General features: G+C 63.2%; 21 protein-coding genes and 1 tRNA gene. 7 read left to right on the top strand and 15 right to left on the bottom strand.

What is annotated here, in order from left to right; translation table 11 throughout:
• Nucleotides 1–87 precede the first annotated feature (87 nt).
• Together sprA and lipB are read left to right on the top strand one after the other, a co-directional pair.
• Nucleotides 88–8172, top strand: a complete 8085-nt coding sequence (gene sprA / locus ACFCU0_RS08845; protein WP_434973303.1) for a cell surface protein SprA — start codon at nt 88–90, stop codon at nt 8170–8172.
• Between the two features lie 126 nt (nt 8173–8298).
• The gene (gene lipB, locus ACFCU0_RS08840; RefSeq protein WP_434973302.1) at nt 8299–9096 is read left to right on the top strand and encodes a lipoyl(octanoyl) transferase LipB; all 798 of its coding nucleotides are present in this window, start codon (nt 8299–8301) and stop codon (nt 9094–9096) included.
• Between the two features lie 95 nt (nt 9097–9191).
• On the opposite strand, the gene ACFCU0_RS08835 is transcribed toward lipB, so the two are convergent.
• The gene (locus tag ACFCU0_RS08835) at nt 9192–9437 is read right to left on the bottom strand and encodes a hypothetical protein (RefSeq protein WP_434973301.1); all 246 of its coding nucleotides are present in this window, start codon (nt 9435–9437) and stop codon (nt 9192–9194) included.
• 118 nt (nt 9438–9555) lie between these two features.
• On the opposite strand from ACFCU0_RS08835, the gene ACFCU0_RS08830 reads away from it, so the two are divergent.
• Nucleotides 9556–9915 (top strand): hypothetical protein, encoded by a 360-nt coding sequence (locus ACFCU0_RS08830; protein ID WP_434973300.1) that lies wholly within the window; start codon nt 9556–9558, stop codon nt 9913–9915.
• 107 nt (nt 9916–10022) lie between these two features.
• Here ACFCU0_RS08830 and ACFCU0_RS08825 read toward each other — a convergent pair whose 3' ends face one another.
• From ACFCU0_RS08825 to ACFCU0_RS08810, 4 genes are all read right to left on the bottom strand, one after another.
• On the bottom strand, nt 10023–10394 hold the full coding sequence (locus ACFCU0_RS08825; RefSeq protein WP_434973299.1) for a DUF423 domain-containing protein: 372 nt from the start codon (nt 10392–10394) through the stop codon (nt 10023–10025).
• 46 nt (nt 10395–10440) lie between these two features.
• The gene (gene rsfS, locus ACFCU0_RS08820) at nt 10441–10917 is read right to left on the bottom strand and encodes a ribosome silencing factor (RefSeq protein ID WP_434973298.1); all 477 of its coding nucleotides are present in this window, start codon (nt 10915–10917) and stop codon (nt 10441–10443) included.
• Nucleotides 10918–10988: 71 nt separating this feature from the next.
• On the bottom strand, nt 10989–11471 hold the full coding sequence (locus ACFCU0_RS08815; RefSeq protein WP_434973297.1) for a LytR C-terminal domain-containing protein: 483 nt from the start codon (nt 11469–11471) through the stop codon (nt 10989–10991).
• A gap of 105 nt (nt 11472–11576) precedes the next feature.
• Complete coding sequence (locus tag ACFCU0_RS08810) at nt 11577–12092, bottom strand: hypothetical protein (protein ID WP_434973296.1); 516 nt, start codon at nt 12090–12092, stop codon at nt 11577–11579.
• 260 nt (nt 12093–12352) lie between these two features.
• Between ACFCU0_RS08810 and tsaD the strand changes: the two genes are divergently transcribed.
• Nucleotides 12353–13369: a tRNA (adenosine(37)-N6)-threonylcarbamoyltransferase complex transferase subunit TsaD gene (gene tsaD / locus ACFCU0_RS08805; protein ID WP_434973295.1), complete on the top strand. Its 1017-nt coding sequence runs from the start codon at nt 12353–12355 to the stop codon at nt 13367–13369.
• Between the two features lie 159 nt (nt 13370–13528).
• Entirely contained in the window at nt 13529–14344 is an 816-nt protein-coding gene (locus ACFCU0_RS08800; protein ID WP_434973294.1) for an undecaprenyl-diphosphate phosphatase, read from the top strand.
• 3 nt (nt 14345–14347) lie between these two features.
• Here ACFCU0_RS08800 and ACFCU0_RS08795 read toward each other — a convergent pair whose 3' ends face one another.
• From ACFCU0_RS08795 to ACFCU0_RS08750, 10 genes are all read right to left on the bottom strand, one after another.
• On the bottom strand, nt 14348–15118 hold the full coding sequence (locus ACFCU0_RS08795; RefSeq protein WP_434973293.1) for a carboxypeptidase regulatory-like domain-containing protein: 771 nt from the start codon (nt 15116–15118) through the stop codon (nt 14348–14350).
• Between the two features lie 290 nt (nt 15119–15408).
• Complete coding sequence (csgH, locus tag ACFCU0_RS08790) at nt 15409–15816, bottom strand: curli-like amyloid fiber formation chaperone CsgH (RefSeq protein ID WP_434973292.1); 408 nt, start codon at nt 15814–15816, stop codon at nt 15409–15411.
• 36 nt (nt 15817–15852) lie between these two features.
• Nucleotides 15853–16542, bottom strand: coding sequence for a hypothetical protein (locus tag ACFCU0_RS08785; protein WP_434973291.1), 690 nt, complete (start codon nt 16540–16542; stop codon nt 15853–15855).
• Nucleotides 16543–16593: 51 nt separating this feature from the next.
• Nucleotides 16594–16665: transfer RNA gene (locus tag ACFCU0_RS08780), tRNA-Asn, on the bottom strand.
• An 87-nt stretch (nt 16666–16752) separates the two neighbouring features.
• Nucleotides 16753–17688, bottom strand: a complete 936-nt coding sequence (locus ACFCU0_RS08775) for a hypothetical protein (RefSeq protein ID WP_434973290.1) — start codon at nt 17686–17688, stop codon at nt 16753–16755.
• Between the two features lie 205 nt (nt 17689–17893).
• Nucleotides 17894–18793: a hypothetical protein gene (locus ACFCU0_RS08770; protein ID WP_434973289.1), complete on the bottom strand. Its 900-nt coding sequence runs from the start codon at nt 18791–18793 to the stop codon at nt 17894–17896.
• 543 nt (nt 18794–19336) lie between these two features.
• Nucleotides 19337–20704, bottom strand: coding sequence for a CsgG/HfaB family protein (locus tag ACFCU0_RS08765; protein ID WP_434973288.1), 1368 nt, complete (start codon nt 20702–20704; stop codon nt 19337–19339).
• A gap of 64 nt (nt 20705–20768) precedes the next feature.
• Complete coding sequence (locus ACFCU0_RS08760; protein ID WP_434973287.1) at nt 20769–21215, bottom strand: curli production assembly/transport component CsgF; 447 nt, start codon at nt 21213–21215, stop codon at nt 20769–20771.
• A gap of 75 nt (nt 21216–21290) precedes the next feature.
• Nucleotides 21291–21791 (bottom strand): CsgE family curli-type amyloid fiber assembly protein, encoded by a 501-nt coding sequence (locus ACFCU0_RS08755; RefSeq protein ID WP_434973286.1) that lies wholly within the window; start codon nt 21789–21791, stop codon nt 21291–21293.
• Between the two features lie 138 nt (nt 21792–21929).
• Nucleotides 21930–22214 carry a hypothetical protein gene (locus ACFCU0_RS08750; protein ID WP_434973285.1) on the bottom strand — a complete coding sequence of 95 codons (285 nt, stop codon included), beginning with the start codon at nt 22212–22214 and terminating at the stop codon, nt 21930–21932.
• Nucleotides 22215–22869: 655 nt separating this feature from the next.
• On the opposite strand from ACFCU0_RS08750, the gene ACFCU0_RS08745 reads away from it, so the two are divergent.
• Both ACFCU0_RS08745 and ACFCU0_RS08740 read left to right on the top strand, forming a co-directional pair.
• The gene (locus tag ACFCU0_RS08745; protein ID WP_434973284.1) at nt 22870–24363 is read left to right on the top strand and encodes a sigma-54-dependent transcriptional regulator; all 1494 of its coding nucleotides are present in this window, start codon (nt 22870–22872) and stop codon (nt 24361–24363) included.
• Between the two features lie 389 nt (nt 24364–24752).
• Nucleotides 24753–26639, top strand: coding sequence for a T9SS type A sorting domain-containing protein (locus tag ACFCU0_RS08740; protein ID WP_434973283.1), 1887 nt, complete (start codon nt 24753–24755; stop codon nt 26637–26639).
• Nucleotides 26640–26910: the final 271 nt, after the last annotated feature.

Below are 26910 nucleotides of genomic sequence, written 5' to 3'. Positions count from 1 at the left end.
GTCCATCTGCAGATGAACCTGCGACCCGGCCCGTACCGTGTCTCAGGCGTCGTCTCCACGAGGTAGCACAGATACGTGTCGTTTTTCTTGGCCCCCCGACTTTTTGCATGGCCTTCCCCCGCCACCGGTACGCATCCGGCGTGGCGCGTTATTCAGTGGATGGTTCTGACGATGGGGCTCGCCGGCCTGGTGCACGTGTGGCCGGAGGCTCCGATCGCGGCCGGCGCGGCCGCTCCGGTCAAGGCGTTCTCTATGAACTCCCCGCGCGTCGTGACCGTGGCTCCGACGCTCTCGGATACCGACAGCGTGGCCGTCGACAGCGTCGCATTGCCGCGGGGGGAAGGCGGCCGGCAGGACACCTCCAGGGCCCGCCAGACCCGCCGTCCCGACCCGCTGATGCCGAATCCGGTCGTCCGTGACCTGCCCGATCAGGTGGCAGATACGGCCCGTGCGCTCGACTCCACATCCGTGGCCCGCGTCGACACCGGCATCGTGCAGCGCTACCTGCGCCCCGACCGCAACCGGCAGGGCGTGCGCTTCGATCGGTCGAGCCCCCTCCTCGGCCCGAAGACCTACAGGGCGGGAGAGACTCAACTCGACTCCACGCGGGAGGAGTACGTCGTTCGCCCGACCACCGACACGTCGGCCGTCCTCCGCGTGGACGCAGACACGTACCGCCGCCGGCGATTCGAGAGCAACAAAACCGACTCCTGGCGCCAGATCGCGAAGCAGCGACAAGGGCAGCGCCGGTCCCGGGGTGGGCTGGGCGTAAACATCGTTGTGCCGGGCGGGCGCGAAAGTCCCTTCTCTACGATTTTCGGGAAGCCGCAGGTCGATCTCCGCGTCAACGGGCAGGCAGATATCAACGCCGGGTTTGACTACCGAAAGAGCGACCGGCAGGTCTCCATTACCGGCGACGCCAGCCAGATCGACCCCAGCTTCAAGCAGGACCTGCGCCTCGGTGTGACGGGAACGATCGGCGACAAGATGCAGATCGACATCGACTGGGACACCAACAATCAGTTCGACTACCAGAATCAGGTCAAGCTGAAGTACACCGGCTACGAAGATGACATCATCCAGAGCATCGAGGCCGGAAACGTTTTTCTCGAAACGCCCTCGAACCTGATCCGGGGCGGGACCAGTCAGTTCGGCATCAAAAGCACGTTCCAGCTCGGCAACTTTAGCCTGACCACGATCGCGAGTCAGCAGGAGGGACAGTCGAGCCGGGAGACGATCTCCGGCGGGTCCGAAACCAGCGAGTTCGGCATTCGGCCGACGGAGTACGACGACAACACCCACTTCTTCCTGAGCTACTTCTTCCGCAACAGCTGGAATGAAGTGCTTTCCGATCCGAACAACATCCGCCTTCTGAACGGTTTTCAGGAAATCACCGAGATCGAGGTCTGGCGGCTCGACATCGACCCGAGCACGGATGAGCCCAACACGAGAAAGGCCGTAGCGGCGGTCGACCTCGGGGAGAGTCCCCGCATCATCACGGAGACACGGGACTTCGAGGACGTCATTTTGCCGGGACGTGAACGGGACCAGTACCCGGAGAGTGAGCTCGAAACGCTTCGGGAAAACGAGCAGGGCACCTCGGTGACAGACTACTTCAAGAATCAGGTGCCGCAGCCGCTCAACGACGAGGACTTCCAGACGGGAACGTTTGTTCGGCTTGAAGAGAACCGCGATTACACGTTCGACCCGAACCTCGGCTACCTGTCGCTCAACCAGCGGCTGCAGGAGCAGGAAGCGCTCGCCGTCGCCTTTAAATTCCGCTCCTCCAACGGTCAGGTTGAGCAGATCGGCGACTTCTCGTCCGACGACGGCGGCGCGGAGGGCGGGCAAAACGACCGGCAGCTCGTCCTCAAGCTGCTCCGCCCGTCCAGCATGCCGGCCCCGACTGCGTCTGCGCGCGTCCCCGCCTGGTATCTGCAGATGCGGAACGTCTACCGGCTGGGTGGACGCGGCTTTACGCCGGACAACTTCCAGCTGGACGTTACCTACAGTCCGCCCGGTCAGAACAGCACCCCGACGGTCCGGGAGATTGATAACTCTCCGCTGCTACGGGTGCTGGGCCTGGACCGGCTGAACGTCGACGGCGCACCGACGCCGGACAACCAGTTCGACTTCATCCCGGGCATCACGATCGACCCCGGGGAAGGACTGCTGTTTTTCCCGTACATCGAGCCGTTCGGCCAGCGCCTCGCCGAGGTGGCGGAAGAGAACGGCAGTCAGAGTGAGGCCGCCCCCTTCATTTTCACGGAGCTCTATGAGAACAAGCGGGAGAACGCGGCCCGGAATGACACCGACAAGGATGCGTTCTCCATCGAAGGCGAGTACCGCGGGTCGTCGCAGGAATTCTTCGACCTGCAGGCGTTTACGGGCATCGTCGAGGGATCGGTGGAGGTCACGTCCGGCGGGACAAAGCTGCAGGAAGGCGTCGATTACGTCGTCGACTACCAGGGCGGAACGGTAACGATCACGGATCAGAGCTACCTTGCGGAAGGGCGAGACATCGAGATCTCGTACGAGAAAAACTCCTTCACCAACCTGCAGCAGAAGACGCTGTTGGGCGCGCGGGCCGATTACGCCCTGCGCGATCAGGTTGCCCTCGGCGCGACGGTGATGCGCCTCAGCGAAAAGTCGCCCGTGGACAAGTACCGGATCGGGGAAGAGCCGATTCAGAACACGATCTGGGGCGTGGACGGATCCTTGAATCTGGAGCCGGGATGGCTCACGCGGGCCGTTGACGCGGTGCCGCTCATCCAGACGCGTGGTGAGAGTTCGATCCAGGTGTCGGGAGAATTCGCTCAGCTGCGTCCGGGGCACACTGAGACCGAGGCGTACCAGCGCACCCGCGACCGCCTGTCGGCCGCCGGGCTCGGCTTTCGACCGGACGAACGGGATGGCATCTCGTACATCGATGACTTTGAGGGTTTTGAAAATACCTTTTCCCTTGCGCAGAACCCGCAGGGCTGGACGCTCAGTTCGCCGCCGGAGGAGGGCGTGACGCCGCTGGGGAGCGCGCCGGGCTCAAAAACGGACTCCCTTGTCACCAACCGGCGCGCGCTCTTCGGCTGGTACCAGCTTAACCAAAATACGCTGGAGGACGTGGCCGGGAAGTCGTCCGTGCGCGGGGAGGAGGGTGCTTTCCGCCTTGTGGACGTGCGAAACGTATTCCCCAACCGGGACCTCACGAACGACGTCGACCCGACGATCCGGACGCTCGACCTTTACTTCAATCCGTTCGAGCGCGGGCCGTACAACTACACTACGGAGCTCGGCAGTTTTGTTGGCACGCCCGAGGAGAACTGGGGCGGCTTTACCCAGCGCTTGCCCGACGGCTACAACGACTTCAGCCTGCAGAATGTCGAGTTTGTCGAGTTTATCTTTCGTCCCTTCCCCGAGGGCGGCGACGCCGGCGCCGACGCCAAGCTGTACCTGAACCTCGGCAACATCTCCGAAGACGTGGTGCCGAACGGCCGGCTCAACAGCGAGGACGGGCTCTCCAGTTCGTTCCGCGAAGAAGACCTCGACATCTGGGGGCGGACGCCGAGCGGGCAGACGAACGAAGCCATCGACGTCTTCGGCAACCGCACGGAGGACCTCGGCCTCGACGGCCTCGCGTCCTACGACGAATCCGCCTACGCCGCTGAGCTGCTCGAACGCAACCAGTTCAGCGACTTCGTCCAGGCGCTCGACAACGTCGACCGGACGGGACTCACCGGGGAGCAGCAGGACTACCTTGACGCGGAGATCGCGCGGGCCCGACTCGATCCCTCCGCCGATGACTACCAGTACTTCGATAACGACGTGTTCTTCCAGGATCCGGAGCTGTTTCCGCGGTCCCTCTATCCGGATGGCGCGACGGTGCAGCAGCGATTCAGCCGGTACTTCTCCAACGGCGAATTGAACGGCTTCGAGACGCAGAACCGGCTCGCCCGCAACGTATCGGTCCGTCGCGGCGTGTCGCAGACGCCGGAGGATGAAGACCTCAACTTCAACCAGAGTATCGACGTCGTCAACGAGTACTACGAGTACGAAATTCCGCTGTCCGAGCAGGTGTTGCAGCAGCAGGCCGACGAGACGGCGACGAACGACTTCGTCGTCAGCGAAATCCGGGACGATGAGACGGGACAGGGGACCGGGTGGTACAAGGTCCGTATCCCCGTTCGCCTGGCCGACGATCCGCCGTCGGACCGCGACGACGTGCGCGAGGTCGGAGACATCGACGGGTTCAACCTGATCGAGTCGATTCGCATGTGGACGAGCGGGCACACGAAACCGATCACGATTCGGTTCGCGACGCTCGAACTGGTCGGTAGCCAGTGGCGCGAGGCGGAGGAGGTCCCGACAGAGGATCAGACCGACGCGGAGGATGGAACGCCGGTCGTGGAGGAGGGCGATGCCGAGGTGCGGGTTGCGAGCGTGAACGACGAGGAGGACGCCAACTACGAGAGCCCGCTGGGGGCCATACTCAGCCGCACGCGCTCCGCACGCGGGACGCAGGCGCGGAGCCGGGAGCAGGCGCTCGTGCTCAGCGTGGACGACCTGGGCGGGCAGACCCTCGGCAAGCAGGAGCAGCGCGGCGTCGTTAAGACGGTGCAGGCGCTCAACCTGCTGAAATACCGCCGTGTGCGCATGTACACGCACCTGCACGGAACGATCTCGAGCATGGCGCCGGCGATCCAGTCGGAGGACGGCCCGGACAATGACGTGCTGGACGAAAATCTGCGCCTGTTCGTCCGGTTCGGTACCAACCAGTCCGACAGCTACTACGAGTACGAGCAGAACCTGATTGCGGACAACATCCCCCGTCCGTCCACGAACGCGCAGCAGCTCTGGCGTGAGGAAAACTCCGTCAACCTCGTTCTTAGCGCGCTGAACCGGTTAAAGGTGGCGAGGGACCAGGCCGCCGTTGCCCCGACGGACGTATACGCCCGGCGCGCAGATGAGCTGTCTGACGAGTACGGAAGCCGACCCGAGTCCCTGATTCCGACGCTCAAGATTCGCGGCACGCCGGCGCTGTCCGGGATCACCACGCTGGTGATCGGGATCCGGCACGTGGGCAACACGACCGACGAGATCGAAAACGTCGAACTCTGGACGAACGAGCTTCGCGTAACCGGCTACGATGAACGTCCCGGCTGGGCCGTCACGTCGAATGCGAGCGTACAGCTTGCCGACGTTGCCGAGGTGAGCGGCAGCTTCGAGAACCGGACCGATGGTTTCGGCAGCCTGTCGAGTACCCTCAACGAGCGGCAGCAGTCCGACCGCCGCATCTGGAATCTGCGATCGAGCTTCAACGTCGACAAGTTGCTGCCGGAACGGCAGGGATGGCAGATCCCTGTTACCGTCGAAGCGGGCGAGGAGCGTCAGACGCCGCGATTCGACCCGATCCGAAACGACGTGCGCGTGGAGGAGATCGTGGAGCAGATCAAGTCCGACGCATCGCTTTCGGAGGAGGAGCGCGAGCAGCAGATCGAGGAGGTGCGGACCCGTGCGGAGACCCTGCAGAAGGACCGCTCCATGACGATGAGCATCCAGAAGCAGGGCTCCGAGTCGTGGGCCCTGCGCAATACGCTGGATGCCCTGAGTCTGAGTGGGTCCTACAGCACGCAGACGGCCCGATCGCCGGAGCAGCTGGTGAACGACCAGTGGTCGTGGAACAGCGACGCCACCTACCAGCTCACGTTCGGCCAGCCGCGGACCATCGCGCCGCTCTGGTTTCTGGACGACGTGCCGCTCCTCGGGCGGCTGGGCGACCTCCAGTTCAACTACGTCCCGCAGTCGACCCGTTTCTCCGCGACGGCGAGCCGCACGTTCCAGTCGATCCGAAACCGGGATCAGCGGACGAACATTCCGGACGACGCCGTCCGGGGCCGTGCGCAGAACCCCTTCCGCGATACGCAGACGTTCAACCACTCGCGCACATTCAACCTTCAGTACAATCCGTTCCAGTTTCTGAACCTGACGTTCGGAACGAATACGAGGGAAACGCTCAACCGTGTGGGTGCCGATGAACGGATCAACCTGTACGACCGGGACGGCGTGCTTCTCACCACCACCGATGACCTCGAGCGCTTTCTCGAGGAGTCCCCCATTTACGACGAGGGCAGCATCGGCGACTCCGTATTCGTCGAGAATCGGCTGGACATGAAGTCGGAGGGAGAGATTCTGTCGGACCTCATCAATGGCCGGTCGAGTGGCCGGACGAGCCAGTATGCGCAGAACTTCACGGCCACATTGCGGCCGAGTCTCCTCGAAGGGGACACCTTCGACTGGATCAACCTGCGCGACATTACTTACAGCGCGTCGTTCAACTGGCAGAATGCGCCGGAGGGGAGCCCGGTCGGAGCGACGGCGTCGAACAGCGCGACCCTCAACACGGGCCTCAGCCTCCAGCCCAATCGGGTCTGGGAGCGGTTCGGGTTCTTCCGCGCAATGAAAGAGGCGCAGCAGAAAGCGCGACAGGAGAAAGAGGCCGCCCGTCGTGAGCGAGAGCGCGAGAAGGCGGAACGGCGAGACGGGGAAGCCGGCGGCGAGGAGGATACCGGCGAAGAACAGCAGGCCGCAGAGAGCGAGCCGTCCGACGGGAATGCCGGAGAGAGGCAACCTGCCGGCGAATCCGAGAACGGTGACCCCGATGCTGATGCCCCGGAAGGGGATGAGGAGGCAGAGGACGAGCCACAGCGGTCGTGGAGCGACCTGCCGCTCCCCGATCCGGTTGGTGTGCTTCGCCGCGTTGCGCTCACATTCCTCGACATCCGGGACATCCGGTTTACCTACCAGAACACCCGATCCGTGCAGACGACGGGCGTCGGCAACGAGACGGAGATCCTGCCGCCCGGCTCAACGGAGCGACCCTCGCTGCCGCAAGTGGACTATGGGCTTCTGGATGCTTTCGCCGGGCAGGGGCCGTCGCTCGGGTACCGCTTTGGCTTGAGCCGCGACATCAACATCGGTCAGCGCGTCCTTGGCACCGACCGGCAGGTCGTGGATGCTTTCACCAACCAGAACAACGTCGGCGCGTCCACGACCCTCACGCCGAGTCAGGCGCTGCAGATCGACCTGGACTGGACGCTGAAGTGGAGCAACTCGCCGAAGACGACCTACACCCGGTTCGACCCGGACGGCCTCCCCGGGACCCAGCCGCCGGAAAACCTTCGCACCCGTGAGGACGGTGTGTCCTACACCTTCTTCCGCAACCAGTCCGGGAGCGGAAGTGCGTCCGTGTGGACATTCGGCTCGTACGACAGCTTTTTCGCGTCGCAGAAGGCCTTGCTGGAGGCCAATGTCCAGAGCCCCTCGACGGGCGCTGATGCAGCCGACGTCGCGCTGACGAATACCAGCGCGACCGAAAGTTTTCGGGAGGCCTACCTGATCGGGAGCGGCACCGCGGCCGGCAACGGCTTCGTCCCCTTTCCCCTGCCGGGATGGAACGTCCGGTACTCAGGAATCGCCGACTGGCCGCTGCTCCGCAGCATCGCACAGAGCGCCACGCTCCGACACGGCTACTCGGGGACCTACACCACCGCCTACAATGCGCTGTCGACGGCTGGCGATACGACCGACTTCGGGATCGCCGGATCGACGCTGTCGTTCCAGCAGCCGGAATTTGAGGCTTCCCGGTCGGAAATCGAGGAGACCTTCCGTCCGTTCATCGGACTGGATATCACCTGGCTCGGTGGCTTTCAGACGACGATCGACTGGAACCGACAAAACCGGGCGTCGCTCAGCACGACAAACCTCTCCGTTGAGGAAAGCCAGGCGAACGAGCTATCGCTGACGGCGACGTGGCGGAAGCGCGGACTCAAGCTCCCGCTCCTACCCGTCGGGCGACTCAACAACCAGATCACGTTCAGTCTCACCGTCAAACGCGCCGTGACGGATCAACGGACCTTCTCGCTCCGCCGCGCGCTCTCGGAGGCAGTCGCCCAGGGCTTTGCATACGGACCGGCGGATGCGACCACGGGAGACAACGTGTCCGTTTCCGAACAGACGACGCTTCTCACCGTCGAGCCCCAGCTTCAGTACCAGTTCAGCCAGCGCGTCAACGGGCAATTTCAGCTTACCTACGAACAACTCGACGGCGACAGCCGCCGGCCGTCGTACACGAACATCGCCGGGAGCTTCAACGTCCGTATCAACATCTCGGAGAACTGATTCAGGCCGGCGTCGGGTACCGCATGGCCGGATGGTCACCCGGTCGCGCGCGTCACGAAGCGAACAAAGGCCGGCCCGGGAAATACCTGTGTCCCGTGTCGTCCGCATCGTCTTGCCCGCTCCGTCATGCCCGCCTCGACCGACCCGTCCTATCGCCAGACCGTGCTGGCCTGCCACCTCGGCCGGGTCGCCTATCCTGAAGCGCGGACGCTCCAGAAGGCGCTTCAGACGCGCCTGGTCGAGGCCAAGCGGTCGGATCCCCCCCAGCCGATCCCGCACGTCCTCCTTCTGGTGGAGCACCCGCACGTCTACACGCTCGGTAAGAGCGGGGACGACGCCAATATGCTGCTGACGGAGGACCGTCTCCGTGAGCTGGGCGCGACGTTTCACCGGATCGAGCGCGGCGGCGACGTGACGTACCACGGGCCCGGCCAGCTCGTTGGATACCCGATCCTGGACCTCGATCGCTTTTTTACGGATCTGGGGCGGTACCTCCGTTCGCTGGAGGACGTCATCATCCGAACCTGCGCGGACTACGGGGTGGACGGCGGGCGCGTCGACGGACGCACGGGCACATGGGTGGGACCGGACGCCGGCGGTCCGGAGCGAAAGATCTGCGCGATGGGCGTGCACTGCAGCCGCTGGGTCACCATGCACGGGTTCGCCTTCAACGTGAACGTGGACCTGGACTTCTTCGGCCACATCGTTCCGTGCGGGATCAGCGACAGGGGGGTGACGTCCCTCGCCCGTGAACTGGGCGGCCCCGTTTCCGACGCGGAGGTGTTGTCGAAGGTAATCGAGCACTTCGCCACCGTGTTCGACGCGGACATCGAGCGGCTGGATGGCAGCATTGCCCGAACGGCGCTCGCGGAACTACTCGGGGACCACGCCGACCTCCCGCGACTCCTTCGGGCCGCGGCGTGAGGCTCGTTGCGGCGAACAGTGGTACGGGTTGAGCGCCGGTGGTACGGGTTGAGCGCCGGGAGACGGGCCGTCGGCCACAGTCGTCCAGACGTTGCCTACGCCCCTTCCTCGACCGTTTGCTCCTCCGTGATTTCCTCCAGGTCGATCGGCGGGTAGTCGTGGTACCAGTCGTGGTGCGGCGACCATTTCTTACAGTCCAGGCACTGCGTTTCTCGCCACACCTTGCCGCACTCCGGACACTGGCCCTGTGTGTCGAAGGTGTTCCACGAGTGTCCACAGGAGCATGACCAGCGCGCGCCGGCGGGCGGCTCCCACTCGCATTTCGGGCAGTAGATTTCCATGGGATAATTCAACAGCGAGGAATGGACGTCAGGGCAGCGACTGTGACCGCACGGGTTGACAACCTCGCACGGAAGCGATACCCTTGGATCGAACCGTCATTTCATGAAGGGTGACCCTATGCCAGCGTTCGACCTTGAGAACTTCGTCCATCGACTGATCGCCGAAACGCTGTTCTACGATGCAGAATACGGGCTCGTAGGCAGTCTGAGTCTGATCGACGTGGAGGCCAGCCGGGAGATGTATATCGCGTCGTTCATGCCCGACGACGGCACCCTCCTAATCGAAGAAGCGACCGAGTGGGAGTCGGACATCGACCTCGAAGACGAGACGGACGTCGCGTACCGCCTCGCGGTGGAAAGCACCGAGTACGGCACGTACGAGATCCCTGAGGTCGCGTCCGGTGCGTTGCTCGCCCTTGCCGAAGAGCATGACCTGCTCCCGAGTTTCACGGTCTTGTTCGAAGACGAGGAGCTCTGAGCGCCGTGGCAAGCACCGACGACTTCGGGCGCGTCGTCGCCCGATGACGCCGCGCCGGTTGGAGCTGCGACGCAGCTATCGGCCTGGTCCAACGTCGGGGTACCGTGTCACGTGCTCGACCAGATGCCCCAGGCCAGAAGCAGCCACCCGGCGATGAAGGCGAGTCCCCCGATCGGAGTGATCGCTCCGAGCCACGGCGTGTCCGTCAGAACCAGCACGTAGAGACTCCCGCTGAAGATGACCATGCCGGCCAGGAAGCAGTATCCGGCGTAGGACACGGCAGACGCGGTGAACTGGGTCGACGCCCACGCCACGATGAAGAGGGCGAGCGCGTGGTACATCTGGTATTTGACGCCCGTCTCGAACGTGTCGAGTCGGTCCGCAGACACGCGGTTCTCCAGCCCGTGGGCACCGAAGGCCCCGGCCATCACGGCGAGACCTGCGGCGAGGGCGCCAATCACGAGAAACAGTCGACTCATCGCACGAAGGGGAGATCGAGTGGCGAAATGGAGGACGCCCGGAGGCTTACGCGTCGGAATCCTTGCTCAGCAGCGACTGCAGGAGCTGGATGTCTCCGGCATCTCCATCCTGCGGAACCGTCTCCGCGTCCGCTTCGCCCCAGAGGCGTTCGATGTTGTAGTGTTCGCGTTTTTCCTTACTGAACACGTGGACGACGACGTCGACATAATCAATCAGCACCCATTGCAGCGACTCCAGGCCCTCTTTCTTGTAAGGGCGCTCGTCGCATTCCTCGCGGATCCGGTCCATGACTCCGTTCGCGATCGCGCGAATCTGGAGGTCGGAGCCGCCGGTGCCGATGACAAAGAAATCTGCCATGCCGCTGACGCCACGCAGGTCGAGCACGGTGATATCGGCCGCCTTTTTCTCGGCCATTGCATCGACCGCCTGGGCGGCGAGCACGTGCCCCGGATTGTCGGGGATGCGGCGTCGGGATGGGGAAGGAGCAGAGGAGGGGGACGTCGTCTGGTTGGGAGAAGCCATACGGTCAGGACATTGGTCCGTGAACTCGTGAGAAGGAGGCGAGTGGATGAGAAAACGTTCGCGGTGAGGCGTTAGGGCGCCGGTTGGCGTTCAGCCTGCCCCTTGAAGGGGCGCAGCGTGCGGTAGTCTTTCCCGAGAATAACGGACGCGTCGAGATAGTAGTCCGTCTGGATGTTCTGCTCGACGCGCTCGTCGGGAATGCTGAGTGCTCGTGCCACCTTGCGGGCCGACTCCATGTCGCCGACCCGGTCGACCACGACGGAGTGCTCCTGCGAGAAGGAGGCGTAGTTGCCGACCTCCACGACATCGAACCCGCGGTCGCGGAGGAAGCGCGTCGTTTGAGCGGCGAGGTGGTCCACGCCGGCCCCGTTGCGCACCTCTACCTGGATGACCGGCCCCACGAGCTCGGTGGCCTGCGCCACCCGGCTTGGGTTGGTGCGCGGCGTCGTCGTTCGCGTCACGAGCGCATAGAGCAGCACCGCTACACCGAGCCCCATGACGAGGAGGACGGTGTTAAGCAGGCCGTTTCGAACGCGGTCGGTCCACAGATTCATGAACAGCGAAGAGTGGTCAGGAACGCCCGGGTGCGAAGAAAAAGCGCGGCACGCCGTCGAGGGCATGCCGCGCCGAATCCCGGAGTCGGGGTCAGGTCGACGCGGCTAGTTGGTGCGCCAGAAAAGGTGGCTCGATGAGTGCGGCGCAAATGCCGACCGGTGTCCGTATGGGCGGTACGCGCCGTAGGGGCTGGCGTACGAACCATACGGGCTCTGCTGGAACTGGAACCGGATCTCCGTATTCTCGGACGGGCGGTACGCCACCTCTGCGTTTCTCAGCATGACGCGGGGAGACTGGTCGCCGTACATGTCGCCCGAGAAGGGCTGCATGACGCCGACATCCACGCGCGCGGCCCACGCGGAGTTAAACTGCCACATCATCGAGTTCGTGTACATGCCCATCGACGCGCTACGGTTGCCGAAGGAGGACATCGACATCTCGTACGTGTGCGACATGCGGAAGTGCTCCGCGTCGAACAGCTTGCTGAAGAAGCTGCTCCCCGTGTCGTAAAGCTGGGTTGGGGACGGCCCGGTCAAGGCCGTTTCTCGAAGCTGGGCCTCCGCCGGCTGGGCCAGGCAGAGCACGGCGACAAGGCAAAGGAGCGAAACCGTGACGCGCATAAGCAACCTCGTGTGTGGCGGGATTCAGAACAGTGAAGCTGGACACCTTGGGTTCAGAACCAATACCCGAGTCTGCTCGATTTGTTCACCACGACGTGCGGAACCGAACGCATCCAGTGCCGGGTCGTACCAGCGGCCGCAAAGCACCGCCCACGAATGCGAATCTGGACACAGTACGTGGTACCTCGCCCTCCGCCGTCCGCCAACTCTAATTCACCCTTCGCCCTTCCTCCTTCGCCATTCGCCCTTCGACATTCCCCATGACCATTCTGGGCCTGGAGACTTCCTGTGATGACACCGCTGCGGCGGTTCTGACCGGGGACGACGTTCGCTCCAACGTGATCTCGTCTCAGCACGACATCCATGCGGAATTCGGCGGCGTGGTGCCCGAACTGGCGTCCCGCGACCACCAGCGACTCATCGTGCCGATCGTGAAGCAGGCGCTCGCGGACGCCGAGTGCACGGCAGACGACCTCGATGCAGTCGCCGTAACGTACGGTCCCGGGTTGCCGGGCTCGCTCATGGTCGGCCTTACCTTCGCTAAGGCATTTGCCCGGGGACGCGACCTCCCGCTCGTGGGGGTAAACCATCTGGAGGGACATCTTTACTCGGTGGATCTGAGCACGCCGGCCCCGCCGCGCCCCTTTCTCTGCCTCATCGTGTCCGGCGGGCATACCCAGCTCGTCCGGGTCGACGCGGACTTCCGTCACGAGATTCTGGGGCAAACGCGCGACGACGCGGCCGGCGAAGCATTCGACAAGGTCGCTCAGTTGCTCGACCTCGGCTATCCGGGTGGCCCGGCCATCGATCGGCTGGCCCGGAACGGTGATGCCACCTTTCACGACTTCCCGCGCACCCGTCTGGCCGATAACGACTTTTCCTTCAGTGGGCTCAAGACGTCCGTCCTGTACTACCTCCGCGATCTCGGCGAGGAGAAGGACGCCTTCCTGCGCGACCACCGGGCGGATCTCTGTGCCAGCTTCCAGCATGCGGTCGTGGATGTTCTTGTCGGTGCCGTGCGAGATGCAGCCCGCGACACCGGCGTGAAGGACGTCGCGGTCGTCGGTGGCGTATCGGCAAATTCGGCCCTACGATCGGCCGTCAGGGCCGCGGGGGAGGCCAACGGCTTCGACGTGTACATGCCGGAGATGGCCTACTGCATGGACAACGCGGCCATGATCGCACGGGCGGGAGCGATGCGCCTCCAGGCCGGACATGCCGCCGGGCCCCTGCTCGACATTGAGCCGCGCCTCGGTCTGGCCACTGCCACCGGATAAGGTCCGTTTGCCGTCGGCAGGATCAGGCGCTGGGAGCGAGGTTCCGGCACGCTTTTCGAGCCGACTTCAACGGCGCCGGTATGCACTTCGCGATCCGGTGGATAGGTTACACCGTCCCAGTGCGGGCTCTTTTCTTTTCCTCCTGATCGATCCTACTGCATGACCTGGTTGGAAGCCATCATCCTCGGCCTCATACAGGGCCTGACCGAGTTTCTCCCCGTGTCCTCGTCCGGGCACCTCGTCCTGGGTCAGTATCTGCTGGGCCTTGACGCCTCCGAGGCCAGCGATGTCACGTTCGAGGTGTTCGTTCACTTCGGAACCGTGCTCAGCATCCTCACGGTTTACGGGCGGGACGTGATTGATCTGGTCAAGGAAGCCGCCGGCGCGGTTACGCAGCCTGCGAGCATCGTCGAACGGTACGAGGAACGGGCCACCTTCCGCCTCGGAATCTACATCCTGATTACGATGATCCCGACGGGCGCGGTCTACATCCTGTTCAAGGAAGAGCTGGAACAAGCGTTCGGGGATCCGAAGCTCGTCTGCGGGATGCTGATCGTCACAGGGGTTCTTTTACTGCTTACCCTGCTGCGGCCCAATCCGGACGGCCCCCTGACCCCGGTCAAAGCGTTCGTCGTCGGTATTGCCCAGTCGGCGGCGATGATTCCAGGGATCTCCCGCTCCGGGTCCACCATCTGCACCGCGCTCTACCAAAACGTCAAGCCGGAGCAGGCCGCTAACTTCTCCTTCCTGATGCTCCTCCCCGTCGTGCTGGGCGCGACCCTGCTGAAGAGCATCGAACTGATCGAACTCGGACCGACGGTCGCCTGGGTTCCGCTGATCCTCGGCACGATCGTCGCCTACGCATCGGGCGTCGTGGCGATCAAGCTGATGCTGGACTTCGTCCGCCGCGGTAACCTGCAGTATTTTGCGTACTACTGCTTCCTCGTCGGCGGCATCGGGCTGTGGTACCTGTAGGCGTCACTCACTTTCCACGTAGACACCGTCCACATAGGCCCGGCTCGCGTCCTGGTCGCGGACGTATTTGCGGAAGGTCCCGACGTCCGTTTCGCCGGTCTTGAGGGAGTCCCCGTGCACCTCGTACGAGAACGTGTTCTGCGGCGCCTCAATGGAGAAATACACTTCGTAGCGGGTCAGCAAGAGGTCGCCGGGATTACGGGCCCGGTACTCGATCTCCACGAACACGCTGTCGGGCCCGGACCCATCGCGGTTGATGCGGTCGTTGAACCACGAGGTGACCTCGGCGGTGAGGGAGTCGTCTTCCCCGCCGAAGCTGTCGGATCGCTGCAGCACGATGGCTGCATCGGACACGTCGCCCTCCTGGACCTGGACGGAGACGCTTCGCTCGCGGTAGCCGTCCTTCGTGACGCTGACGCTGTAGCTGCCGGTTTCAACGTTGGTGAACTCGAACATCCCGTCTTCGTCGGTCAGGACGGACTGCGTCGGCGGGCTGGTCGTCACGTTCGCGCCTTCAACCGGCGCATTCGATTCGGCATCAAGCACATCCCCGCGGATCGCCCCCTGTTTCTGCGGGCCGAGCGTCTGGTCGTCGCAGCCGATGAGTGGGACGCAGATCATCAACAGCAGGATGCCGGCAAGACGGGCCGAGGTTTGGGTCGGACCGCGATGTGCGGGTTCCGGCGGGACCGCTGGTGTGGACGTCCCTCTGGAACGAGGGGAGACGGGCGATGCAGCCGTGGCGGTGCAGTTCATCCGGAGACGAGAAACCATTTCGGAAGCAGATTCATGAGGAAAACCGGCGATCGGTGACGCGGTATGGCGACCCGTGCCATGGAACTTCCCGGGATTCGCCTGATTGCCTGATCACCGGTGAAACTGCCTACGCGGTTCACCGTGCGGCGCTGGCGATCCTAACGGCTCTCACCCAGAGAGAGCCTGCACGTCAGTGCCGCGTTTTTTTTGGTCGAGTCGGGCGAGACCGTGTCGATCGGGCCGCTCCCGATTTCGGCGTGTACGCTCGTAGGGGACGTCTCCCGCTTGGTGCCGGGGGCGACCGGAGGTCAGCGAGCTGTCCACGTCCGCCGGGCCGTTGCCAGCGTCGTGTCGCCGTTCGAAACCGTGAGGGTCGCCGCAACGTGCTGCTCGGCGGCGGCATCGACCTGAACAGTCGACAGCGTGTCGGGCGTTTGAGAGCCGGCCGTAAAGGTGCCGGACTGCTCCGTTGCGGTGCTTCCTCCGGGCGAATGGCGCTCAACACGGAGCGTGTAGCCCAGGCGCCGTGTGTCGCGGGACGAGGCTGCGTAGAGGCCCTGAACGACGAGCCTGTTCTGGCTGTGCTCGAAGGAAATCCGCGCATCGCCGCCGGGTCGATTTGGCGAGGGCGAGCGGTCGAGGTCCGCGTTCGGCAGCACGGCACATAGAACCGGTACGGCGACGACCAGGAGGAGCAGGCGCAGGAGAGGCATCATCCGGGTCGAAGAGAAGGTTCGGGAGGGAAGCACCGGTTACTGTCCGCCGGAATGCCGGATCATCATGCGCATCCCGTTGCCGTTCTGCTGGATGCTGAACGGCATGCTGGTGCGGCCGAGTTCAACCAGCAGGTTGTTGTTGCCTCGCTGAGAGACGGCCCTTGAGCCGGGGCGTCCCAGGTCGTCCCCCTGAAAGCCGAGCAGGTAGCGATTCCCGTTTCCGGCCTGAAGCACGTCGAGGCTGTTGTTGCTCCCGTCGAGGACGATGCCGGCAGCGTTCGATCGTCCGCGTTGTGTGACGGCGGTTTCGTTCAGGTTCCCGCGCTGAAGGATGATGGCGAGGTTCGATGTATTCCTCTGATCGACGGTCGCGGCATTACCGGTGCCATCCTGGCGAATGATGGCTTTCTGGCCCTCCTGGAGGAGCGGGGACGACCCGGTCAGTGTAGACAGGTCCGGTCCCACGCTCTGGAGTTTTCCGAGGATGGTCTGTAGCAGCTGGTCCTGCGGGAGATCGGTTGGCGCGGTGAGCCTCGGCGTCGCCTCCGACGGCGAGACCTGGTCGATCACCGCTTCCGAAGCCTGCGCGCTGCCGCCCGGTTGGCTGCCGTCCTGCGCGATGGCGAGGGGCGGGCCGAGCACGACCAGCAGGATCGCCAGCAGCCCGGCGGTGAACGCCGTGTGTCGCCATTGATAGCGTGATTTACGCGTTCGCGTATCGGTCATAGCAGCCTCGGTGGTCTGTCCTTCCTCTGCGAGAAAGCACGTCGTGAGCGGCTGTGAGGGGAGGAGTCGAACCTCCAGCGTCCCGGGTAACAGCCGGACATTCTACCGTTGAATTACCTCACAGGATACACAGGGACCCACCCGGGCGCGCCGCCACAGAGGGAGGCACGCCGGATGCGTGGATGGTCCCCGTTTTGGGAGAATGGCCGGTTACTTCTGCGTGACGCGGCTCGTGTTGCGCGATCCGTTCTGGGAAATCGCGGAGTGATTGTGACCGTTCAGCTGAATGGTGGCGGCGCTGTTCTGGCGCCCGCCGAACTGGTCGACGGTGAGCCGGTTCGCCGTTCCTTCCTGAATCAGGTACTCAACGCTCTGGCCCCCGAGACCGCGCTGGCTGACGACCGCGCTATTTCGCTCTCCGTCCTGTGCGACAGTGTTCGATCCATTATATGCACCGGAGAGCGTGGTGCCGACCTCATTGCGGGGCCCATTTACCTGAAAGACGGCGAGCAGGTTGCTGCTGCCCTTCTGCAGGATACCGCGGATGGACCCGGTGCCCGTGCCGACCGCGTTGCCGTTGGTCGTTTGAAGGATGACGGCCGTGTTGCCGCCACCGGGCGTCGGTGCTTCGGCGGCTCCCGGCATCGGCGTTGTGACCGGACCCTCCGGCGGGCCGGCCTCACTATCCGGTCCGATCTGTGCGTCGATGTCTACGAGGTTGTTGGCAACACCGGAAAGAAGCGCCCTCTGCTGAATGATGGCGGTGTTTCCGTATCCGTGCTGATCGACGTCGTAGACGTCATTCGCTGTCCCGAACTGGTCGATGTCGATCTTCCCATGATGGCTTTTCGGGGTTGCATCACCGAGGAATCCCTGCTGAGGATTGCTTGCCACCGTGTTGCGGTCGCCGACCTGACGGATGGAGGCGTCATTGCCGGATCCGGCCTGTTCGAACTCGCGCACTTTGTTGCCGTCGCCGTCCTGCGTTACGGTGAACGTGTTGGGGCCGTGGGTGCCGTCTGCCTGTTGTGTGACGTCGACGTCGTTATCGGCACCATCCTGCGTCACCTGCGCGTCGTTCTGCTGACCGACGGCGACGCCAACCGTGAGAAAGAGGGAGAGAGTGATCGTGAGGAGTCTTCGCATGGTCAAGGGTTGATCAGCCTGAAGTTCGCTTCGAGGTGTGTCGGGCACAGGTTGTGCTCCGTGTCCCGTTCATCGGCAAAAGGCAGGGGAGCCCGGTGCGGTTGGACCCGGAACATCCGAATCCGAGCCGCCCGGGGCCACTGCCGAAACGGTGGAAACAAGTTGCTTTCTCACGCTTGCGCCCGTGTCGCAACGGGACGCCGGGTTAGTACTGCGTCACCGTCGCTGTATTGTTGGTACCGCGCTGGACGAGGGACGCCTTATTGCTGGCGGTGCCGCCCATTTGCGTGATGGTACCGGTGTTGTCGGTGCCGTTCTGCAGGACGAATTCAACCACGTCCTGGCCGTCCTGCGAGATGGTGAGCGAGTTGTCTTCGCCGGCCTGGACGAGCGCCTGGTTGCCGCCGAACTGCTCACCGCCTCCGATCAGGGCGTTCGGGCCGAAGTTGGTGACGCCGGCACCGCTGAGGGTCTTCTGGCCACCGACGTTGCGGTTGCCCTCCTGCGTCAGGGTCAACTGGTTGTTGGTGCCCTGCTGGTGAATGCCGCGGTTGCCGGGGGCCAGGTCGTTGCCGACCACGTTGTAGTTGCCGTCCTGGGTGATTTCAGCGAGGTTGCCCTCCTGCATGTCGTTGACCGAATACTGCGTCTCGACGTCTGCAAAGTTGCCCTCGCCATCCTGCTGGATGTAGAGGTCGTTCTGGCTGCCGAGCTGGTCAAAGTCCCAGACGGTGTTTTCTACACCATCCTGATCGACGGTCGCCGTACCGTTGTAGCTGGCGCCGTTGGGTCCGCCACCAGGAATGCCGGCTTGAGCGCCCTGCTCGGGGTTATTGCGGATAACGTTTCGGGTGCCGTCCTGGTCGAGATCGGCTTCGTTCCCCGAGCCAAATTGGGCCACATTGTTAATGTCGTTCGCGGTTCCGTCCTGGTAGACGTCAATGTAGTTCTGGCCTTGCGACCCCTGATGCTCCTGGGTCAACTTGGCGTTGTTGTTCGTCCCCTCCTGGGTGACCTCGGTATCGTTCTGTTGACCGAACGCCGTTCCAACCGTGAAGAGGAGTCCAACGGTGAGAGCGAGTGTCGTGCGAAGTAGGTTTCTCATGGGTTCGCTGTTGTCGATTGCGTTCAATGAGAAGACAAATCGAGAAAGCGCACGCGCATCCCGCACATAGGCGGAATCAACGTCGATGGGGAGCTCCGGGCGTGCGTCCGGAACACGGCAGCGGCCATGAGATTGGGCGAGTAGGTGTACCCACCGTCATGGGTACGCTGCAGGGACGCTTCCGGGATGGATCGACTCACTCGCGTGAGTACGACCCGGAGGCGTCGCTATATGGTGTCGGAATCCGTCGAACCGCATTCCGGGCGCGGTGCCTCTCGCAGCGGATCCGTCCGGTGCACCCCGGTCCGGTTTTGCTGCAATTGCGCCGCACGCCATGATGTGCGATGCGATGGCGCAAAGGCTCCACCCGCGTCTGCCGGCACCGACCGATCGGGCCGGCTCCACAATCGAAATCGTCCTCGGGGGGCGATGCAGAGAGCCTCGTCCATCACACCGGGTAACGTGATGTCGAGCCGGCCGAGGCTCAAACCAGCGTCGGATCCAGTTCGGGATTCACTCTGACAATCCGGATCCGGCGATTGGCTACAGCGGCAGATAATAGCTCAGGCCGACGTCGAGGCGCCAGATGCTGTCGGTGAATCGACCCACCGACGCCCCGTCCAAGTCATCTCGAAGCGAAAAGCGAGCGTCGAGCGCCGTGCTAATTCCCAAGCGGGGCGTAGCCATGTACTCGATACCCGCGGAGGCGCCCGCCGTCGGGAAGAAGGTTTCGCCGGGTTCATACGAGTACGGGTACGTCGACTGTGCGCCCGCCGCGACACGGAGGAAGGGCGAAATCGACGCACGCGGCGTGAAGTAGTACGAGGCACGCGCCTCCGTGCCGATCGTCCCGCGGCGAAGTACGTCTTCGACCGAGACACGGCCGAGGGAGCCCTCAACGCCGACCGTCCAGTGCGGGGAAAGCGTGTACCGCATGGCGAGCGACCCGAACGGCTCGGTCTGCGGGCCGCGATAATCCCCCTGGTATCGCATACCACCCGCAGCAACCTCGATGCCCAGGCCTTCTCGATTGTCGTTCTGGAGGAGCCGGTTGAAGGCATCCCGTCGTTCGGCTCGGGCCACCTCCTGCCGGTAGTCGTCGACGGCCGAGGCGCCCTGCTGGGGATCGGCAAAGCTCCAGGCGCCCGTCTGCGTTCCTTCAAGCACGATGTCACGCGTGGCGGTGTCGATGGCCTCCCTGACCGCCACGAGCGTGGGTTCGTTGTAGCTGAAGCCCGCCTCGGTTTCAAGCAACGCGTCGGTGTCGACATACCGGAAAGCGCCTCCATCGAGCTTCTGCGAAACGATCGTCTTTGTTGTGTTGACGGACGCCAGCACGCGGCCGGTCTTTGTTGAGACGGCCCGAAGGTAGATCGTCACCCGGTCCTCTCGGAATTCCCCCGATCCGCCGATTCCGAAGAGACGAAGCCCGCCTCCAGCGGTGATGACGTTCGTGTCGTACCCCACGATGCCGCCCTCGAGCATCACGCCCGCGTACAGCAGGGGCGGCAACGACTGGTTGCTATTGCCGTGTTGCGCACGAATCGACCGGATGATGTCGCGTTCGTTGAGCAGGTTCGACAGTCCCTTTCGCTCGATCGGGACGAACCAGTTCGACTCCTTCAGGCTGCTAATCAGCACGGACGTGGCGCCCTGCGTGACGGCGGTCGAGAAAGTGGATCCGGCCTCTTTCGCTTTGTACTGACCGGTCTGGTCCCGAAAACGGTAAACGGCGGCTACGATCTGGTCCTTCGGAGGGGGCAGGCGTTCCAGCTCATCTCGTGCGTCGCTCGGTGTGCCGGGGCGCGCAGGCTCCGTTTCGAACGGCTGTACGGTGGAGGCGCACCCGGGGGTGAGGAGTGCCAGCAGGAGAACAGCGATGACAGGTCGGCATCGAGCAGAGATCGGCATAAGGGGGTGGGGCGGCGAGAAAGAAGGAGGTGCCGGCGTCCGCGATGGTCGACGGGTCGATGGGCTAGAAGCGGGGGATGTCGATCGTAGAGGATTCACCGGTGTCCTTATTAAAGACCCGGATGCTAATGCCCCGTGTGCCGGGATTGACCTCCACGGTGAAATTCTGGAAGTCGAAGCGACCTTCCTCCGTCAGGTCGACGCCCTCGAATCGGTCTTCGATGATCTGGCGAGAAAGCTGGTCCAGGACCTGCCGCTGAAGTTGTTGCTCGAAGTTGGCAAGCGGATCGTCCCGAAACGTGCCAAACTGCCCCTCATCCCCGTACGGGTTCTGGTTGTTGGCCGAGTTCAGCATCCACTGGTAGTTCACCGGCGAGCCGCCGAATGCGGGATTCGTGGGTTCGTACGTTAGATCCTGGGCGTGACCCGCCTCCGGAACGGCAAAGCACAGGACGACCCCGAGTACGAAGCCGCCTGCGGCTCGAAATGCGGTTTTTGCCGAGTGCGTCATGGTGATGAAGATGCAGGTGTGGGAGAAGTCAATCGACAATGGTATGCGCGGGATGCGTCGCGGCGCGTGCGTGGCTTAGTACGTATTGCGTGGTTCGTAGCGCTGCTTGAGGTACCGCATGGTCCGCCCGAGGGCGCCGCGCGCCGCCCGGCGAATCATCTGCATGTCGGGTTGCAGGGTTGCGCGGAAGACGGTGGTCCCCTCCACCTCGACGAGCAATCGGGTGCCGAGATTGGGGCGGGGTTGCTCCCGGACGCGCACGGTGACGTTCTTCGCGCCCTCGGGCGCGTTCCAGCCGCTGTAAAAGACGCTGTAGAAATCGCGCCCGATCGTGGTTCGGGTTTCGTCAATGACGAGCCCTCCGATGGATACCCCTTCGTCGGTCGCGTCCCGTGTGTTGAAGGCGACCTCGCGCCGCCACCGAACCTGTGCACCGATCGTTCCTCCCCAGCGGTCGGCGGTCGCGATGGCTGCCGTGTCCAGGCCCGTCGTGTCCGGGGAGATGCGTGTCGTGTCTCCAGCCGGCGTGTTCGCCTGACCCCATACGGCCGATACCGAGATGTATGTGCACAGCACGAGAAGGGCGGATATGCGGACCCGCCCGGGTATGCTGCACCGAGTCCGACTTGCTCCGCGGAAGGTGAAGGGGACGTTCATACCGGAGAGGTACAGGTTGTCGGAGACGCTGCCATGGGGAATCATGCGCTTCTCCTGTCACGTGTCCTCGCGGTTCCGACGCGCTGAGGTGGATTCCTTCGGGTTCGGACGGTTGTCGACCCGATCCGCACCGCGTCGGCTCGACGTCAGGTGGTGTCCGGGCTGTCGGTGTCGCTCCGGCACGAACGGACGCACGTCATCATGAGCGCCGGGGGTTGTTTGCGAACGGCGCGACGTCGGTGTGTTGTAAACGACGGCCGCGACGGACGCAAGGATGAACACGACGGAGAGGATACCGAACGCAAGAGCGATCGGATGAAGGGCGATGTCGAGACGAGGCATGTCGGACGATCTGCCGATCCTGGTCTGTCAGAACGAGAGCGTGCCTGGCGGCGCGACCCGATCAACTTCGCAGCCCGATCAGTCGGCTGGATGCATCCTCATGCGCCTACGAATGGCGAATCCAGCATGACGCCAACAGGCATTCATCGTGACAGACTCAGGATCAGTACATGGGCCGTTAAACCCAAACCGTACTGAATCCCGCCCCGAATCTCGTCCCGGTGTTCAGATCGAAACCAACATCGGGATTACTTTTGACACCGTCGTCCCAACTACGGAATTGGACTCAGCCGAAAGACAATCGGGGACTCATCCTGACGATCACTTAACCATTTGGATTTGCACCCGCTCGGTTCATACCCTGCACAATCTCTCCTAAAGAGGGAGCGCGCACTGTTTCCGGCGTTTCCCGTCACTTCTATTGCCGTCGGAGACCCGCCCGATTCGGTCTCAAGTCCGTCGCAGCGACTCCTACCGACGGCTGCTGAGATTCTGAGTCGCGGGCCCCGCTACATTTTCAGCCACGGCAGGTCGCTCCGCCGCGCACGCATGGACGATGATCGAGCCGTGCAGTACTGTGCGTCGGCGGAAAACGGATAGGGACATCTGCCGAAACGGTGCGTCCCCCCTCGCTCCTTCATTGATTGATTCGCCTATGACTAATCGTGTAGTTGTCATTGGCGACGGTGGCGAGCGAACCCGTGCGCTCGAACAAAAAGTATTCGAGACCTCCGGTTGCACCGTTGCCATAGCAGACGATGTTGCATCGATCGGATCCGTGCTTGACCCTCCACCAGATGCGGTCCTTATCGATGTCGGTGAATTTGACGGTTCCCCGGGGGGCGTATTTCGGGAGATTCAGGAGCGGGTCCCGGATGTACCGATCTGTCTGTCGAACGCGCCCGATGACGTCGAGGCCGCCGTTCGGTTCGTCCGATCGGGAGCGTTTGATTACCTACCGAAAGGCGCCTCGTCGGTATTAGATTGCGCATCCGTTCTCTCTCGGGCGGTTCAGGCTCGCCGTCCCCGCCGTCCCCGATCGGTCGCCCGGAAGACGGGCAACGATAAACTGGTCGGTACGTCGGACGCCATGCAGGAGGTGTTCGACCGCATCGGCACGGCCGCCCAGATCGACATGAACGTGGTCGTGCGGGGCGAGAGTGGCACCGGAAAAGAGTTGGTTGCGAGCACGATCCATGCGCAATCGGGTCGTGACGCGGGAACGATGCGGGTGGTGGATTGCACAACAGTTTCGCCGCGGGATCTGGAGCAGATCCTACTCGAGAGCCGTCCCGGCGCCGAACAAGAGACAGATGCCATGAGCGACCAGCTCGGAGATCGAACCGTCGCGCTCGACGACGTCGGGAAGCTGTCCGTCGACGCGCAGGCCACGCTCACGCGGTGTCTAAAGGAAAAAACTCGGCGTCACGGTTCGTCGTCCCCGGCCGAAGATGCGGAGACCAACATCGCCCGCGTGATCGGCCTCACCCGAAACCGGCTCTGCGATGCTGTTCAGAAGGAGGATTTTCGAAAGGATCTGTATTTCCGTCTTGCACAGTTCCCGATCGACCTGCCTCCACTGCGCGAGCGGGAAGGCGACGTGCTTCAACTCGCCCGGTATTTCCTGGATCGCCACATCGAAAAGTGCCCGTCCCTGGAGAAGGCAACGCTTACGCAGGAGGCGGAAGCGACCCTACAGTCGTATTGCTGGCCGGGGAATGTTCGCGAGCTACTGAATGTTATGGAGCGTGCGGCGTACGCGGCGGCGACGTCGTCCGGCCGGACGACGATCGGTGCAGACGACCTGATGCTTGAGCCGAATGATCCGGTGCATATGCCCGTCCTTCCCGCAGCACCAAAGTCGACCGGCAACACGATGGGGGACGGTGCCATGACGCCAGACGACAGGAAACCCCCTGAGGTCAAGGCGTCGACATCCGGGGCAAGCGGGGAAAATACGACGCCCGAAGGTGTCTCTCTGGGGACGGAGCAACAGCAGATTCTACCCATGGAAGAGCTGAAACGTCGCGCGGTTGAGCGAGCGTACCGGTTGTGCGACGGCGACGTCGACCATGCGGCGGTGGAACTCGACATCGGGCGCTCGACCATGTATCGCATGCTGAAGCGATACGACATCCGGGACGACTGAGCACTCCGGTCGGTATGCGGGCCCCCGCGGACGGACGATTGCCGGCGAAGGCTGTGGGCGTGACACGTCGGCGGGATCGGGCTGTGATGCCTCTAACATCGAATCCGCCGGAGGATGAAGGGCGTTCGACCCACGTCGGGTTTCTTCCCACTGGATACCATGGGTGATTTCTCCATGGTCTCCTTCTCTCAGATACGGAACATGATGAGACTATATATGTGGGCTATTTAAACGCCAACTGAGCACGTCATCTATCAGAGGAATCGTTTGACACGTGATATGCCGAGGTGCAAGCTGTAGGTCAGAGCTCTGCTCGCGCCTTTCGCGTTATCAGCGCTTCACATTCTACGGTTGGCGGAAACTCCCCCTTCGTCAGAATACCGCGCCCTATGCGACCAGAAACCGTTACGAAAGCAAAGACCCTTTCACGAAATCCAATTCACTTCTCCCTGATCGTACTTGCGAGCGCCCTACTCGCGTTCACCACGCTCGCTCCTTCCGTCCATGCCCAGACCTACGTTGACGCATCCGTCGGAGCCGGGTCGGGTGACGGAACGCAAGCCAGCCCGTACGGCGACCTGCAGACGGCGCTGGCCAACACCTCGAGCGGCGAGATTCGCGTCGCCGCCGGAACGTACTATCCTGACGAAGGCCAGGGGCAAACAGATAATGATCGGAGTGCTTCGTTCGATCTCAAAAACGGCGTCACGATCGTCGGAGGCTTCGATGCCTCGGACTGGAACGCCGTCCCTACTCCCGACACTACTCCGACCCTCCTGAGTGGCGACATCACCCAGGACGATGACGCAAGCCCGGTTACCGACCCACAGGCGCAGATTAACGGCGAAAACAGCATCCAGGTCGTGACCGCGGAAAATGTGGATGCCACAGCGACGCTTGAAGGCGTGACCATCACGGCCGGAAACGCAAACGTTCCGGGCAATGGCGGCTTTACGGACGACGGCGGGGGCCTCTTCATCTCCGGCGGAACCGGCCCTACCATTCGGGACGTGACCATCACGGGCAACCGATCCATCGATGACGCTGGCGGGTTGAACGTCAATAGCAGCCAGCCGACGCTCACGAATATTCGCATTTTAAACAATTACGCGGACGGCCCCGGCGGCGGACTGTCGATCGATGGTGGCGGAGCAGCCGTCGAGTTGGTCAACGCCGTGATCGCAGACAATATCGCAGCGACGGAAGGGGGCGCCATCTACGTAAACAGTAACACGGATCTCACGCTCATCAATGCGACACTCGTCCGGAACACCAGCACCGGTAGCGGAGGCGGGATCTTTGTCACCGGATCGGGTACCGCCTCCCCGTCCAACTCGATCTTTTCGGAAAACGTCGGTAGCGGGGCCAGCAACCAGATTCACAACGACGGGACCCTGAGTGGTTCCAGCAACCTGCTGGAAGGGGGTACCGCAGCCGTGACCGGAGCGGGAAGCAATACTCTGTCGGGCACGCTCGACGCCGATCCACAGTTTGCTGATCCGGCGAACAATGACTTCCGCCTGCAGGGACCAGGGTCCGGGGGCGGTGCGTCGGCCGCGATCGATGCCGGCGAGAACGCAGCCCTCGACCTCGACGACGACGGAACCACCGACGTGTCGAGCGACCTCAATGGTAACCCACGTGTGCAGGATGCGACCGGCACCGGAACGCCCACGGTTGACCTTGGCGCCTTCGAATCGGACGGCAGCCCGCTCCCGGTCGAATTGGCGAGCTTCACGGCCCGGCCCAACGGTCAATCGGTCGAACTCGCCTGGTCAACGGTATCGGAGACGGAAAATGCCGGCTTTTACGTTCAGCATCAGGCTCCGGAGCGTTCGGGCTGGACCGACCTTGCCTTCGTCGAAGGTGCTCAAACGACCGATCAGGCCCGGTCGTATCGCTACACTGCCGAGAAGCTGGACTACGGCGTCCACCGCTTCCGTCTCCGGCAAGCCGACCTCGACGGCACCCAAACGTTGAGTTCTCCCATCACGACGGAACTTCGCCTCGACGCGTCGCTTGCGATGCAGGTACCCCCGAACCCGATGCAGGACCAGGCACGAATCAACGTCACCGTGCAGACATCTCAAGCCGTTTCCGTCGCACTCTTCGATGTTCTGGGTCGTAAGGTTCGGACCCTCCATAATGGAGAGCTGGCTGCCAATCGAACACAGGTCCTATCGCTGAATGCAAGCGGGCTCTCGAGCGGAGTGTACTTCGTTCGGATGGTCGGGGAAAGGGGTACTGAGACTCGCCAGGTCGTCGTCGCCCGTTAGTCGGTGCATGTCCATCCTTCTCTCGTCACAGCACGTCGTTTCGTGGACCGGGAGATCGGGGCGCCGACACATCCTTTAGACGTTCACGCCCGGTCATCGAGATCATGTCGGCTTTGGCCGTCCGGTCTTGGGGCCGGGCATTGTCTGTGGACCTGCAATTCCCTCGAAGTAGAAGACGCGAACGAACGCCACTGGTCTGAGAATCGGACGCGGCGTAACATCGCGCCTGGATGATTCGTCCTTTTCGGTGCTACCCGGCAGGAGGGGGGAC

Origin of the sequence: Longibacter sp., from assembly GCF_051155795.1 — a bacterium.
Lineage (GTDB): Bacteria > Bacteroidota > Rhodothermia > Rhodothermales > Salinibacteraceae > Longibacter.
The sequence above is the reverse complement of the archived record's forward strand: the minus strand, read 5'-3'. Positions and strand labels throughout refer to the sequence as shown.